Source organism: Exiguobacterium acetylicum (assembly GCF_022170825.1).
Lineage (GTDB): Bacteria > Bacillota > Bacilli > Exiguobacteriales > Exiguobacteriaceae > Exiguobacterium_A > Exiguobacterium_A acetylicum_B.
The window spans coordinates 524,711-539,938 of sequence record NZ_CP081878.1; the positions used below are offsets into that span (position 1 = coordinate 524,711).

Consider the following 15,228-nt stretch of genomic DNA (forward strand, 5'->3'; position numbering starts at 1 on the left):
ATACAGACAGATGAATTAAAAATCAGGAGGGAATTATACATGTCGAAACAAAAATTGATCTTAGCGTACTCTGGGGGACTTGATACATCGGTAGCCATCAAATGGTTAAGCAAGGATTATGACGTCATTGCATTATGCATGGATGTCGGAGAAGGGAAAGATTTAAGCGTCATTAAAGAAAAAGCACTCCTCGTCGGTGCGATGGAATCAATCGTTCTCGATGTGAAAGAAGAATTCGCACAAGAGTTCGTCTTACCGGCCCTTCAATATGGTGCGCATTATGAAAATGCCTATCCGTTGATTTCGGCGCTTTCGCGTCCGTTGATCGCAGAAAAACTCGTTGAAGTCGCGCATCAGTATGGTGCAACAGCTGTCGCGCACGGCTGTACCGGAAAAGGGAACGACCAAGTCCGGTTCGAAGTTTCCGTCGCAGCGCTTGATCCATCACTCGAAGTCATCGCACCAGTTCGGGAGTGGAAGTGGTCACGGGAAGAAGAAATCGCCTATGCGAAAGAGAACAATGTGCCGATTCCAATCAACCTCGACAGCCCTTACTCGATCGATATGAATCTTTGGGGACGGAGTAATGAGTGTGGCGTCCTAGAAAACCCGTGGACAGAACCACCACAAGATGCTTACGCGTTGACGGTAGCACCTGAAGACGCTCCAAATCAGGCGGAAGAAGTCATCATCGGCTTTGAAGCAGGCGTTCCAGTCTCAATTAACGGCACGACATATCCACTTGCAAAACTGATTACGGAACTCAACATCATCGCTGGGGCGCATGGTGTCGGACGGATTGACCACGTCGAGAACCGTCTCGTCGGAATTAAATCACGGGAAGTCTACGAGTGCCCTGGCGCGACTGTCCTACTGAAAGCACACGCGGCGCTTGAGACGATCACATTGACGAAAGATGTCGCGCATTTTAAACCGTTACTCAGCAAGCAATATGCAGAAACGATCTACAACGGTCTCTTCCACGCACCATTGACGAAAGGTCTGAAAGCGTTCTTGACAGCAACACAGCAGGACGTCACAGGAGAAGTTCGGGTCAAGCTGTTCAAAGGAAACGCAACCGTGACAGGTCGTCAGTCTACTGTCTCGCTCTACGATGAGAAGCTTGCAACTTACACGAAAGAAGATGCGTTTGATCATGAATCAGCAAAAGGATTCATCAAATTACACGGTCTTGCTGTTTCGACGCATGCAAGTGTTCATCGTCAGGCGGGTGTGACGAAATGACCAAACTCTGGGGTGGACGTTTTACGGAAAGTGCTTCCGCTCAAGCGGAAGCCTTCGGAGCATCGATCACGTTCGATCAAAAGTTAGCGAGTGTCGATTTGAAAGGAAGTCTTGCGCACGCGCAGATGTTATTTGAACAAGGAATCCTAGATCAAGACGAGTGGACACAAATCGAGCAAGGACTAATGCAACTAGAAGCGACAGTAACGGATCATGTGTATACGCTAGCAGATGAAGACATTCATATGAACCTTGAGCGGTTGTTGACGGAACAGATTGGTCCAGTCGCAGGGAAACTGCACACGGCACGGAGTCGAAACGACCAGGTCGCAACCGATTTGCATCTATGGATGGAGCAACACGTCGAAGCGTTGACGACGGCATTACGTGAGCTCCAATCGGTCATCACGGAACAAGCCGAGCAACATATCGAGACGGTCATGCCGGGCTATACACATTTGCAACGGGCGCAACCGATCTCGCTTGCGCATCACTTGCTTGCGTACTTCTGGATGTTTGAACGAGACGTTGAACGGTTGACGGACAACCAAAAACGAATCCGGAAATCACCGCTCGGGGCAGGCGCGCTCGCCGGTACGACATTCCCGATTGATCGTTTCCGTTCTGCCGAGTTGCTCGGATTTGAATCGATCTATCCGAACAGCCTCGACGCCGTCTCCGACCGGGACTTTGTCATCGAATATCTCGGAATCGCTTCGACCGTCATGATGCATCTATCACGTTTTTGTGAAGAAATCATCATCTGGGCGTCGCAAGAATTTGGCTTCATCGAGTTGTCCGATGCCTTCTCGACAGGATCGAGCATGATGCCACAAAAGAAAAATCCTGATTTCGCGGAATTGATTCGTGGGAAAACAGGGCGTGTCTACGGCAATCTAATGGGCTTCTTGACGACGATGAAGGCATTACCGCTCGCTTACAATAAAGACATGCAAGAGGATAAAGAAGGGGTCTTCGATACAGCGGATACCGTCCTCCAGTCCGTTCAAATCTTCACCGGGATGATTGAATCCGCGACGTTTAAGACCGAAGCGCTCAAGAAGGCGACAATGCAAGACTTCTCGAATGCAACGGAACTCGCCGACTACCTCGTGACGAAAGGCATACCATTCCGGGAAGCACATGAAATCGTTGGGAAGGCTGTCCTTTACTGTGTACAGAATGGCTGTTTCTTGAAAGATTTGAACCTTGAGACGTATCAAACATTCCATCCTGATATCACAGAAGATGTCTATCCGCTCCTCGATCCGGTTCAAGCAGTAGCACGCCGGACAAGCTACGGCGGGACAGGGTTTGCTGCCGTTTCGGAGCAACTCGAACTCGCGAAACAGCATCTTGCGAATTGACGAATTTTGAAAAAAATCAGTCAAATGACTGGATTTAACAAAAGATGTCTGCTATAACTGTAACTAACAACCGACAGATAGAGGCGCGGATGACATGAGTAGCATCATTCTTGAAGGCAAGCATGCCGAATGATGTGAAAGGGGAAGTCCGCCGAAGTGAATGAGAAGATGCTTCTTCTTGTTTGCTGGTACAACGGTTAAGATCCGTTGTACTGCCGAAACCGATGTTTCGGAGCGCTATCTTACGTAAAAGAACGAATGACTTCGTCTTCGTTTGTCCGATCGTGATAACGACGGGCCGTAGGAACGCTCCTACCGGCCCGTCGTTTTTTTCTGTATCGGGACAAAGGAGATAGGATTGTGACAACTGTACTTAAATTTGGTGGAAGCTCGGTTGCGACTGTCGAACAGATTCAGTCTATTGCGAATTATTTGAAGAGTCGCGCAGCCGAAGGTGAAAAACTCGTCGTCGTCGTTTCGGCGATGGGCAAGATGACAGATTCTTTGATCGCTCAGGCGCAAGCCATTACGGATCGCCCAGAGCGGCGAGAACTCGATCGGCTGCTTGCCATCGGAGAAGAACAGACGATTTCATTACTCAGCATCGCCCTCAACTCACTCGGCGTCAAAGCGTTATCGCAAACTGGCGCACAAGCAGGGATCAGCACGATGGGCGTGCATACGAAAAGTAAGATCAAACAGATCGATGGAGATCTGTTACGACAAAAACTCGAAACGTATGATGTCGTCATCGTCGCCGGTTTCCAAGGGGTTAACGAACTCGGTGACGTCACGACGCTCGGACGAGGTGGATCGGATACGACGGCAGTCGCACTCGCTGCGGTCCTTGATAAACGATGTGAAATCTATACCGATGTTGACGGTGTCTATACGGCTGATCCACGAATCCATGCCGCTGCTCAGCCGATTCCACACATCTCGTATGACGAGATGATGGAGATGAGCGCTCTCGGGTCGAAGGTCATGGAAATGCGGAGTGTCGAGTTAGGAAAAAAATACGGCGTACACATTTTCGTCGGGAAAACACTTGAATCGAAAAGGGGAACATGGATCATGGAAGCGACGGAAACAATGGAACAAAAAGCAGTGACGAGTGTCAGCGTCACGAAGAACGTCTTGACGGTATCGATCAAACACGTACCGCAAACAAATGCAGCAGTAGCCGATATCTTCGAACTGTTATCCAATCGCCACGTCAACATCGATATGATCAGTCAAACGACGTTCGACAGTGACATTTTCTTATCGTTCTCATGTCCACTCGATGAGGAAGAATTCCTCGATGAAGCTTTAAAAGATATCATGGATCGCTTTACGACAGTGAAGGTTGATCGCCATAATCAACACGCGAAATTATCTGTCGTCGGAATCGGAATGCGTGATGCAACAGGTGTTGCTTCAAAATTATTCGCAATCTTCCGAGCAGAGAACATTCCGTTCTATCAAGTTACGACATCAGAAATCAGCATCTCATACACGATTGCACAAGCAGACATTGAACGGACGGTTGCAGCGATTGCAAACGCGTTCGAGTTATAAGGAGGAGAACAGGATGTATCATGTAGCAGTCATTGGAGCAACCGGCGCTGTCGGTCAAAAAATGTTACAAGTACTAGCAGAACTGGACTTCCCAGTCAGCCGCTTGTCCGCTTACGCTTCTGCTCGTTCAGCAGGGAGTACGGTACAGTTCAAGGGAGAAGACATTACGATCCAAGCACTGACACCAAGTATCACGGAAGACGAGATTGACGTCGCGTTGTTTGCGGCGGGCGGAACAATCAGTGAGCAATATGCACCGTTACTAGCGGAAAACGGAACACTCGTCGTTGATAATTCAAGTGCTTTTCGGATGCAGGATACGATTCCACTCGTCGTACCAGAAGTTAATCCGCAAGCGATTCAAACGACGGACCGTCTGATCGCAAATCCGAACTGTTCGACGATTCAATCGGTCGTCGCATTAGCACCGCTCCAGTCACTTGGATTCGAACGGATCAACTACACGACGTATCAGGCCGTATCGGGTTCAGGTCAAAAAGGGATCGAGGACTTGGCACGCGGGGCACGCGGAGAAGAACCGGTCAATTACCCGCACCCGATTCACGACAATATCTTGCCGCATATCGACGTGTTCCTAGAAAACGGTTATACGAAAGAAGAGCAGAAGATGATTGATGAAACACGGAAAATCTTCAATCTTCCAGCATTACCAGTCAGCGCGACGTGCGTTCGTGTTCCAGTCACGAATTCTCACTCGGTTGCGATCAACGTCACGTTTACGCAACCGACGACGGTTGCAGCAATCCGTGAAGCATTAGAAGGGGCACCGGGCGTCGTCCTCATCGATGATGTCGCAAACACGCGTTACCCGATGCCACTCGATGCAAGTGGAACGGACGATGTCTATGTCGGACGGATTCGACAAGATGATAGTCTTGCGAACACATTCCATCTCTGGTGTGTCGCTGACAACATCCGAAAAGGTGCTGCATCAAATGCCGTACAAGTCGCACGTCAAGCCATCGAACAGTCGATTCATTCATAACAAAGGAGGAGTTCTTCATGTTCAAAGGAGCAGGTACAGCACTCGTCACACCATTTAATGAAGCAGGCGAGTTAGATTTACACGTATTCGAAAGCTTGATCGAGCAACAACTCGCAGCAGGGATTCAGGCGCTTGTCGTCGGTGGGACGACAGGAGAGGGGTCAACCCTGACGAATGCTGAATTCGAACAACTCCTGACGACTGCCGTTCAAATCACGGCAGGACGAGTACCGGTCATTGCCGGTACAGGTTCGAACAATACGGCAGCAACGATCGAGAAGACGTTACTCGCTGAGCGTCTCGGCGCGGACGCAGCGATGCTCGTCACACCGTACTACAACAAAACATCACAAGCCGGTCTCGTCGCGCATTTCACGGCAGTCGCCGATGCAACCGAATTGCCAATCATGCTATATAACGTTCCATCACGGACTGGAGTTGCAATCGCCGTCGAAACAGCGGTGACGTTAGCACGTCATCCACGGATCCAAGCCTTTAAGGAAGCGAGTGGAGATGTCAGCTTCATGGGAGAGCTGATGGCAGCAATTCCGGAAGACTTCGCGGTCTTCTGTGGAAATGACGATCAAATCCTGCCGTACATGGCATGGGGCGCACAAGGTGTCATCTCAGTCCTTTCGAATCCGTACCCAGCAGAGACACAAGCACTTGCTGAAGCGTTACTGGCGCAAGATCTCGTGACGGCGCGTCGGATTCAAGCTGACTTGTTACCAGTCATCGGTGCCTTGTTCAGCGATGTCAATCCGATTCCAGTCAAAGCATCGCTTGAAGAACTTGGTTTTGCTGTCGGTGCACCGCGCTTGCCGCTCGTCCGTCAATCGGAAGCGGGTCACGCCCACTTACTCGAAACGATGCATGCTTACAAAGGAGTGGTTCGATGAAGCTCGCGTTACACGGTTATGGGGCGACAGGACAATACGTCGTCGAACTAGCACCACAAAGTGTTGTTGCAATCGTTGACCGGACGAAGTCATCGGATACGATTGCTTCATATGCGGAGCTAACGGAGATGTCGGAGACAGTCGATGCGATCATTGATTTCTCACATCCGAGTTTGCTACCGGATCTACTTGCCTATGGCCTTGCGACAAAAACGCCACTCGTCATCGCAACGACTGGTTTTTCTGAAGCGGAACTGGCGTCGATCAAGGACGCTGCGAAAGAAATTCCAATCTTCCAGTCGTACAATATGTCATACGGTATCGCGATGGTGCAGCAACTGCTCAAGGCACTTGTGCCACTAGCAGGTGCGTATGACATCGAATTGCTCGAGAAACACCATAATCAAAAAGTTGATGCGCCAAGCGGAACGGCCGAGTTGCTGTTGCAAACAATTCAGACGGCACGTGACGTCACACCGGTGTATGACCGGTCGCAAACGCGACAGAAGCGGGAGACGAATGAGATCGGGATGCACGCGATGCGCGGTGGAACGATCTTCGGAGAACACGAAGTCTTATTCGCCGGTGTCGACGAATTGATTGAAATCAAACATACGGCGTTATCGAAAAAAGTATTTGCTTCTGGTGCAATCAAAGCAGCTGAAGCACTCATTCAAAAAACAGCGGGACTCTATACACTAGAGACGCTCTACACACAGGAGGATTCACATGTTACTCACTGATGCTTACGAAATTGCTAAATTCATTAAAGATGCAAAAAAACAAACACCGGTTAAACTCTACGTTAATGGTGATTTGGCTGGCTTGACGATCGAAGGCGCAACAGCATTCGGATCAGATGAATCAAAGATTTTCTTCGCAGATGCAGGACTTGCGTCTACTTTCTTAGAAAAGTATTCAAATCGCATCACGGATGTTCACGTGGAGTATGACCGTCGCAACAGTGCGGTACCAATGCTTGATACACGTCACTTGAATGCGCGCATCGAGCCAGGCTCATGGATTCGTGATCATGTCGTCATCGGTGATAACGCTGTCGTCATGATGGGTGCGATCATCAATATCGGTGCCTCAATCGGAGATGGTACAATGATTGATATGAACGCTGTCGTCGGTGCACGTGGGACGATCGGGAAAAACGTTCATGTTGGCGCAGGTGCCGTGGTCGCGGGTGTCCTCGAACCACCTTCAAAAACACCTGTCATCATTGAAGACGGTGTCTTGATTGGTGCAAATGCAGTCATCCTTGAAGGCGTCAAAGTAGGTAAAGATGCCGTCGTCGCTGCTGGTAGTGTCGTCACAGAAGACGTACCTGCTGGAAGCGTCGTTGCTGGAACACCTGCACGTGTCATCAAACAGAAAGATGCGAAAACAGAAGAGAAGACGCAACTGGTGGATGACTTACGTTCACTCTGATTGACGTCGAAGAGGAGGAAAACACATGGCAGTGGATACACAGTATGGAGAAGCAATTTGGTTAGATGGAGTCTTTCATGATCCGAAAGATGCGAACACAAGCGTTATGTCACATGCGATTCACTATGGTAGTGGATTCTTTGAAGGAATTCGTGCGTACGCCACACCGGACGGACCGGCGATCTTCCAATTGAAGGAACATATCGAGCGTCTCTTCCGCAGTTGTGCGTATTACCATGTCACGATTCCGTACACTGTCGACGAACTTGTTCAAGCAACGATCGATTTGGTTGCGAAAAACGGATTTGAATCGTGTTACATCCGTCCATTCGTGTTCCTCGGTACGCCATGGCAAGCATTGATGGCGAAAGATACGACAGTTCATGTCGGAATCTCTTGCTGGGAGCTTGGGGAATACTTCGATAAAGGTGCCGGCATTCGTTCCAAAGTCGCATCATATCGCCGCGTCTCATCAACGATGATGCCGATGCAAGCGAAAGCGGCTGCGAACTATATGAACTCACAATTATTAAAAGGTGAAGCGATCCGTGATGGATTTGATGAAGCAATCGCACTCGACATGAACGGAAACGTCAGTGAAGCGAGTGTTGCGAACCTCTTCCTTCTGAAAAACGGAACGATTCATACACCGTCGCTCGATTGTTCGGTACTCGACGGTATTACACGCCAAGTTATCATCCGCTTGGCACAAGATCAAGGCTATCCTGTCGTTGAACGTCATATCGGACGCGACGAGTTATATGTCGCCGATGAGATCTTCTTAACAGGAACAGCTGCTGAAATCACGAGTGTCGGTGAAATCGATCATATCTCGATCAATGGCGGAACACGGAACGTCGCTGATGAGTTGCTCGGTCTTTACCGTCAAGCCGTCACAGGTCAATTGCCGCAATACGCGGACTGGTTGACGTATGTGACACCAGCCGTCGCGGAATGACGACGCGTACACTCGTCACGATCGATCGGAAGGCGGTGCGACAGAACGTCGCATCGGTCTTCGCTCGGTCACGTAAACGTATTTTTGCCGTGGTCAAGAACAATGCGTATAACTTAGGTATGCTTGAGATGGTCGAGACGCTGATGGCGTCTGATGTCCATCATTTTGCTGTCGCTGAGTTGTACGAAGCCATTGAAATCAAAACGAATTTTCCAGACAGTTATGTACTGGTGATGAATCCGACGGAGGATTTTGAAACAGCACGACGTTTCGGAATTGCACTCGGTGTCTCATCGCTAGAATGGCTCGCTCTCCACAGTGAACAGCTGCAAGGAATCGAGTTACATTTGAAGATCAACGTCGGGATGAACCGTTTTGGTGTCAGTTCGCTTCAAGAAGCAGAAGCTGTCCTTGCGCTTGTGCAAGCCGACTCGCTCGCTTTAACAGGGTTATACACACACTTTCCGCTTGCCGATGAACCGGATGCGGATCACGACGGACAAGTCGAACGCTTCGTCGCCATTGCCGATGTGTTACGAAAGCACCATACGTTCACGTATATCCATTCTGAAAACAGTGCAACAATCGTCAAACACGATCCGCGTCTCGCATTTTGTAATTATGTCCGTCCGGGAATCTTCTTATTCGGCTATTCACCGATTGAAAAGATGGACTGGCTCGTTCCTTCGCTCCGGATGACAACGGAGGTCGTTGAAATCCGCGAAATTGGACCGGGTGAGCATGTTGGATACGGGACGAACTTCACGAGTACAGAACCGATGCGGATCGCTATCTTACCCGTCGGCTATGGAGACGGTGTCGTCCGTGGGCGTGCCGCTCTGCCTGTTCATATTAAAGAAAAACCTTATCCGGTCATCAATAAATTATTCATGAGTCATACGTTCGTCGCCGTCGACGGGACGGTTGAGGTCGGAGACGAAGTCGTGCTATACGGGGATGGCGTTGAAATTGACGATATCACTCGGACGGGTGCAGCGAACAATTCAGAGCAGATGTGTGCCCGATCGTGGCGATTGACGCATCAGTATCTATAAGGAGGAACTTATTATGTATGGAAGTCAATACCTGACAGAAGAAAACAATACGTTGCACATCGATGGTGTTGCAGCGACCGATCTTGCAACACAGTACGGAACACCGTTGTACGTGATGGCAGAGCGGGAGCTGACGGATCGACTGGCGACCGTCCGGGAACACTTCCTTGATAAGTATCCGAATACGTATGCTTCCTTTGCCTCAAAAGCACTGACTGTTAGTGCGGTGTATGAACAAGTCGTTCGTCATGGTCTTGGAATTGACGTCGTCACAGGCGGGGAACTCTTCATCGCCCGTCAATCGGGTGTTCCAGCAGAACGAATCTATTTCCATGGTTCGAATAAATCAACAGCTGACCTTCAGTATGCCGTTGAGGAAGGTGTCGGACGAATCGTCATAGATCACTTTGCAGAGATCGCACAACTGGAAGCGATCGCGGCACAAGCCGGTCAAACGGTTCATGTCTTGATTCGGATCGTGCCACAAGTCATCGGTGGGGCACATGCGAAAATCCAAACAGGTGGCGTCGATACGAAATTCGGTTTCTCGACGCATGCATCAGACTACTTAGATGCAATCGAAGCGATTTTAGCATCAGAACATCTGTCGCTACTCGGCATCCATTGTCATGTCGGTTCGCAAATTCAAGATCCGTCACTGTTCGAACAGACGGCTCGGACGATGATGGGCTTCGTCGAAACGATTCGTGCCCATCATGGTTTTACCGTCAGCGAAGTCAACGTTGGCGGTGGATTCGGAATTGCCTATACACTGGACGATCAGCCGCTTGATTTTGAAGCGACGATTGCGCGCGTCATGGACGTGATCGAGACGGAAACGGAGCGACTTGGTATCGAACGTCCACGAATCGGTATCGAACCAGGACGCTGGGTCGTCGCGAATGCAGGTACGACACTCTATACGGTCGGCGCAATCAAGGAAATCGAAGGCGTCCGGACGTATCTCTCCGTCGATGGTGGGATGACGGACAACATTCGTCCAGCGCTTTATGGGGCTGTCTATGAGACAGTCATCGCGAACCGGATGAAGGGAGAGACGACGGAAGTGACAGTCGTCGGAGCAGCTTGTGAATCAGGTGATTTGGTTGCTGAAAAAGCGCAGTTGGTTGAACCGAACGGTGGCGATACACTCGCTGTGTTTGGAACAGGGGCATATAACTTCTCGATGGCAAGCAACTACAACCAGTTCTTACGTCCGGCGCTTGTCTTCGTTCGGGACGGGGAATCTCGTGAAGTCGTCCGCCGGCAAACGTATGCGGATTTGATTCAGTGTGATCTTGGGATTAACGGGGTTCGGTCAGAGTCGTAAGAGATAGGGGTCAAGCGATAGAGGATCAAAAAACCGACGCGATCGCGTCGGTTTCAAGCATACGATTTATAGCGATTCTTCTCTTCATTGAGAGGGTCGCTTTTTGTGTTTAATTTGGAATTTTTAAGACTTGTCCGATGAGTAAGAGATTCGGATTCGTGATACCGTTCGCCTGCATCAATGCCGTGACGGTGACGCCGTAGCGTGTCGCAATCGAGTAAAGTGTATCACCGGCTTTAACCGTATAAGTCGTTGTCGGGATTTTCAAGACTTGACCGACGTTCAACAGATTCCAGTTCGTGATGTTGTTTGCACTCGCAAGTGCAGAGACCGTGACATTATATTTTCGGGCGATCGAATAGAGTGTATCGCCAGCTTTGACGGTATACGTCGTACCAGTCGGAGTTGGTGAACGAAGTAATTCCGAAATCGTGACGAACGAATAACCTTTTGCTTTGAGTTTCGAAATCATCGTTGGCAAGGCGGTCGGTGTTCCTTTTGCACCAGCGCCGGTATGCATCAGAATGATCGAACCGGGAACGACTTTTGGTAACACACGATCCAAGATAGCTGTTGAAGAGATGCCCTTCCAATCCGTCGTGTCAATATTCCATTGAATTGTTTTCGTATATCCTGCGGCTCCGACGGCACTTAACACTTTACTGTTGCTTGCACCGAACGGTGCCCGGAAAATCGGTTTCGTCGTTTTTCCGGTCAAGGATCGAATGAGCGACTCCGTCCGGGATAATTCACTCGTCATCTGACTTGCTGTTAATGTCGTGAAATCCGGATGCGAATACGAGTGATTACCGATTTGGTGTGTAGGAGAAGCGGTTGTGATGTTTTTAATCGATTGGGGATGGTTCGTTGCGCCACTGCCTGTTAAGAAGAAAGTCGCCTTCACTTGGTTACTTTTTAAGATACTTAAGATTTTTGCAATGTTCGTTCCATCTGAACCGTCATCGAACGTCAATGCGACGACTTTTTGTGTCGTCGTTCCTTTCGTCACAAACGTAGAACTCGCTGCATCAACCTGTGAAGGAATCGAAAATGGGGTGAGGAGAAGCAGTCCGATCATCATGATGGTGGGTTTCTTGATGTTCATCGTCTAGTACCTCCTTCATCAAAAACATGCTTTACAAGTACTCTTTATTAAAGTATTCCCTTTATTTTAAAAAAAGAACTAAGAAATTCCCGTTTTGCAAAGAAATAAAACTGAATTATAGAAAATTTGTTTAAACCGTAATCTTTTTGGGAAATCATAATATATGGAAATAGTAAAAAGGAGTGAGAAGGAATGATCGAATTCAAAAACGTCGGTAAGCAGTTCAAGGACAACGTCGTCTTGAAAGGCTTATCGCTCGAGATTCAAAAGGGTGAACTCGTTGTCTTCATCGGACCGAGTGGTTGTGGGAAAACGACGTCACTTAAGATGATTAATCGCTTGATCGAACCTTCTTCAGGTACGATTTTAGTCAATGGGAAAGATATCATGAAGACGGATACGATCGAATTACGACGTCATATGGGATATGTCATTCAACAAACAGGTTTGTTCCCTCATATGACAGTTCGAGAAAACATCCAGTTGATTGCGGGACTTGAAGGGAAAGACCACGATGAGATGGATCAACGGACAGAACAATTATTGACGATGGTCGGACTTGATCCAAAACAATTCATCGATCGTTATCCGAGCGAACTCAGTGGTGGTCAGCAACAACGTGTCGGTTTTGCGCGAGCTTTGATGAACGATCCAGATGTCATTTTGATGGATGAACCGTTCAGTGCACTCGATCCTGTTACTCGAAACGATCTGCAGGAAGAACTGTTCAACTTACAAGAAGAAGTGAAAAAGACGATCGTTTTCGTCACCCATGATATGGATGAAGCGATCAAGTTAGCGGATCGGATATGTATCATGCGTGACGGGGAGATCGTTCAGTTCGATACACCAGAAGAAATTCTCCGTCATCCAAAAGATGAATATGTCGAATCGTTCATTGGGAAAAATAAAATCTGGAGTAGTCCAGAATTCATCAAGGCAGAGGATATCATGATCGAGGATCCGGTTTCAATCAGTGGCAAACGCACGTTGCTACAGGGAATTGAAATCATGCGCGGTCGAAAAGTCGACAGCCTGTTGATCACTGATCGTGACCGCGTCTTACAAGGTCTAATTAAGTTGAAGAATATCCAGACGATTCCGGATAAGAGTCAACGGATCGAAGAAGTCATGGAAGGCGAAATCATTGCCGTCAATGAACATGATTCGTTACTCGATGTCCTTGAGGTCATGAATCAGGAAGAGACAGGCTATCTTCCGGTAACGGATGCGACTGGAAAACTAAGAGGATTGATTACACGTAGTAGCTTACTTTCCGTCCTGAGTGAGCAATTCATTCACGAGGAGGAAGTCCAATGAACGGATTCTTTGATTATGTAAAAAACAACACCGATCAGATCGGTGACTTATTGCTTGAGCACTTGCAGTTGACGGTTTTTGCCGTCGTCATCGCTGTCGTCCTCGGGATTCCGATCGGTATATTAATCACCCGTTATCAAAAGTTTGCAAAGCCGGTCCTCGCATTAACGAGTGTTGTTCAAGCGGTTCCAAGTCTTGCTTTACTCGGTTTCTTGATTCCGTTCATCGGTATCGGATCAACACCGGCGATCATCATGGTCGTGCTCTATTCACTTTTACCAATCGTTAAAAATACGTACACGGGTCTGTCGAGCATTCCAGGGGACACGCTCGAAGCAGCCAAAGGGATTGGTTTGACGGATCGTCAAATTCTCAGTAAGGTTCAGATTCCACTTGCCTTGCCTATCATGATGGCAGGGATTCGGATTTCAGCGGTTACAGCCGTTGGTTTAATGACGATTTCCGCGTTCATCGGTGCCGGTGGTCTTGGTTACCTCGTCTTCTCGGGTATTCAGACCGTCGATAATAATCAGATTCTTGCTGGAGCGATTCCAGCCGGTATTTTAGCACTCGTCATCGACTTCGTCGTCAGTCGGATTGAATATTCGGTGGCACCGAACGGGATTCCACTTGCGGATGGTCGAATCAAGAACAAAGCACGTAAGCGTCGCAAGGCGATTCCAGCCGGACGTAAGATTGCGATTGCAAGTATTGTCTTCTTATTGATCGGTGGAACAGTCGCTTATTCTTTCCTCAAGGAAGATAAGATTGTCATCGGATCGAAGAACTTTACGGAACAATTGATTCTCGGAAATATGTTAGCGGATTTAATCGAAGACAAAACAGATTTAGAAGTCGAACGTCAGTTAAATCTCGGGGGGACGAAAGTCGCTTACGGAGCACTTGAAAAAGGCGAAATCGATGCGTATGTCGAGTACACAGGAACCTTGTTGATCGATGTTCTAAAGCAAGATGTCGAGACAGATCCGGAAACAGTCTATGCAAAAGTTGGGAAGATGATTCCTGAGAAAAGTCAGGTCGACGTTCTTGATCCAATCGGATTCAATAATACGTACGCTCTTGCCATGACGAAAGAAGACATCGAAAAATATGACTTGAAGACGGTGTCCGATATGTCAAAAGTCAGTGATCGCTTGATTCTCGGATCAACAATCGAATTCGCGAATCGTGAAGACGGTTATCTTGGTCTGAAGAAAAAGTATCCAGATATGAAATTCCAAGATGTACAACCAGTCGATGGAGGGCTTCGTTATACAGCACTGACGAATGGTCGAACGAACGTCATCGATAGTTTCTCGACAGATGGTCTGTTGCAAAAATTCGATTTGACGGTACTAGAAGATGATAAGAAATTCTTCCCGCCATATTATGCGGTACCACTTGTTCGTCAAGAAACACTTGAAGAACATCCAGAACTTGAAAAAGTCCTCAACACGTTGAAGGATAAAATCACGGATGAGAAGATGCAAGAATTGAACTACAAAGCAGACGTTGAGAAACAGCGCCCGGAAAAAGTTGCGCGTGATTTCTTGATTGAAGAAGGATTGATTTCAAAATAATGAGTAAGAGCCGAGGCGGGAATCCGCTTCGGCTCTTTTTGAATGCGCGCTGACGCGCTATATCGTTTTGGAAAATACGTAATCAAGTGATTAAATTATTTTTTGATGCGACTAGCGAGCCAAGCGCGAACAGTGCGTTGCTGAATCATACACGTTCTTCCTCTCGGTTTAATGTTCCAAGGCGGTGCTCGGCATCTTTAACGATACGTGCTTGAATCTCGACTGTCAACCAATCTGTTTCCGTTTCAGGCAACGTCGGCAAACCGTAACTTGGGTTATTCGTAGATGAAAACAAATCAGACATGATGCGTTCTTCGTATACTGGAATCATATAAAATCCCCTCTCTGTGTCTTGATTCATCTCTT

The 15,228-nt window shown here is 48.2% G+C and carries 14 protein-coding genes and 1 riboswitch; of the genes, 12 read left to right on the forward strand and 2 right to left on the reverse strand.

Annotation, left to right across the window (positions count from 1 at the left end):
- Positions 1 to 39: 39 nt before the first annotated feature.
- The 10 genes from K6T22_RS02725 (at position 40) to lysA (ending at position 10,857) form a co-directional block, all read left to right on the forward strand.
- On the forward strand, positions 40 to 1,245 hold the full coding sequence (locus tag K6T22_RS02725) for an argininosuccinate synthase (protein ID WP_238238791.1): 1,206 nt from the start codon (positions 40 to 42) through the stop codon (positions 1,243 to 1,245).
- Positions 1,242 to 2,612: an argininosuccinate lyase gene (argH, locus tag K6T22_RS02730; RefSeq protein WP_238238792.1), complete on the forward strand. Its 1,371-nt coding sequence runs from the start codon at positions 1,242 to 1,244 to the stop codon at positions 2,610 to 2,612. Before K6T22_RS02725 ends, argH begins: the two co-directional genes overlap by 4 nt.
- Positions 2,613 to 2,682: 70 nt before the next feature.
- Positions 2,683 to 2,860, forward strand: a riboswitch (Lysine riboswitch).
- 112 nt (positions 2,861 to 2,972) lie between these two features.
- On the forward strand, positions 2,973 to 4,172 hold the full coding sequence (locus K6T22_RS02735; RefSeq protein ID WP_047395005.1) for an aspartate kinase: 1,200 nt from the start codon (positions 2,973 to 2,975) through the stop codon (positions 4,170 to 4,172).
- Positions 4,173 to 4,185: 13 nt separating this feature from the next.
- Positions 4,186 to 5,178: an aspartate-semialdehyde dehydrogenase gene (locus K6T22_RS02740; RefSeq protein ID WP_238238793.1), complete on the forward strand. Its 993-nt coding sequence runs from the start codon at positions 4,186 to 4,188 to the stop codon at positions 5,176 to 5,178.
- Between the two features lie 17 nt (positions 5,179 to 5,195).
- A complete protein-coding gene (dapA, locus tag K6T22_RS02745; RefSeq protein WP_238238794.1) occupies positions 5,196 to 6,077 on the forward strand; it encodes a 4-hydroxy-tetrahydrodipicolinate synthase in 882 nt (293 codons plus the stop codon).
- Entirely contained in the window at positions 6,074 to 6,820 is a 747-nt protein-coding gene (dapB, locus tag K6T22_RS02750; RefSeq protein WP_238238795.1) for a 4-hydroxy-tetrahydrodipicolinate reductase, read from the forward strand. The genes dapA and dapB overlap by 4 nt, the downstream gene beginning before the upstream one ends.
- Positions 6,807 to 7,514: a 2,3,4,5-tetrahydropyridine-2,6-dicarboxylate N-acetyltransferase gene (dapD, locus tag K6T22_RS02755; RefSeq protein WP_238238796.1), complete on the forward strand. Its 708-nt coding sequence runs from the start codon at positions 6,807 to 6,809 to the stop codon at positions 7,512 to 7,514. The genes dapB and dapD overlap by 14 nt, the downstream gene beginning before the upstream one ends.
- Before the next feature lie 25 nt (positions 7,515 to 7,539).
- A complete protein-coding gene (locus K6T22_RS02760; RefSeq protein ID WP_238238797.1) occupies positions 7,540 to 8,472 on the forward strand; it encodes a branched-chain amino acid transaminase in 933 nt (310 codons plus the stop codon).
- A complete protein-coding gene (alr, locus tag K6T22_RS02765; protein ID WP_238238798.1) occupies positions 8,469 to 9,527 on the forward strand; it encodes an alanine racemase in 1,059 nt (352 codons plus the stop codon). The genes K6T22_RS02760 and alr overlap by 4 nt, the downstream gene beginning before the upstream one ends.
- A 13-nt stretch (positions 9,528 to 9,540) precedes the next feature.
- Positions 9,541 to 10,857, forward strand: a complete 1,317-nt coding sequence (gene lysA / locus K6T22_RS02770; protein ID WP_238238800.1) for a diaminopimelate decarboxylase — start codon at positions 9,541 to 9,543, stop codon at positions 10,855 to 10,857.
- Positions 10,858 to 10,966: 109 nt separating this feature from the next.
- Here lysA and K6T22_RS02775 read toward each other — a convergent pair whose 3' ends face one another.
- Positions 10,967 to 11,962 (reverse strand): LysM peptidoglycan-binding domain-containing protein, encoded by a 996-nt coding sequence (locus tag K6T22_RS02775; protein WP_238238801.1) that lies wholly within the window; start codon positions 11,960 to 11,962, stop codon positions 10,967 to 10,969.
- Between the two features lie 192 nt (positions 11,963 to 12,154).
- Here K6T22_RS02775 and K6T22_RS02780 point away from each other — a divergent pair, with 192 nt between their 5' ends.
- Together K6T22_RS02780 and K6T22_RS02785 are read left to right on the forward strand one after the other, a co-directional pair.
- Complete coding sequence (locus tag K6T22_RS02780) at positions 12,155 to 13,282, forward strand: ABC transporter ATP-binding protein (protein WP_053452313.1); 1,128 nt, start codon at positions 12,155 to 12,157, stop codon at positions 13,280 to 13,282.
- Positions 13,279 to 14,862, forward strand: coding sequence for an ABC transporter permease/substrate-binding protein (locus K6T22_RS02785; RefSeq protein WP_238238803.1), 1,584 nt, complete (start codon positions 13,279 to 13,281; stop codon positions 14,860 to 14,862). Before K6T22_RS02780 ends, K6T22_RS02785 begins: the two co-directional genes overlap by 4 nt.
- Positions 14,863 to 15,007: 145 nt before the next feature.
- Here K6T22_RS02785 and K6T22_RS02790 read toward each other — a convergent pair whose 3' ends face one another.
- A complete protein-coding gene (locus K6T22_RS02790; protein WP_029340780.1) occupies positions 15,008 to 15,193 on the reverse strand; it encodes a hypothetical protein in 186 nt (61 codons plus the stop codon).
- Positions 15,194 to 15,228 lie beyond the last annotated feature (35 nt).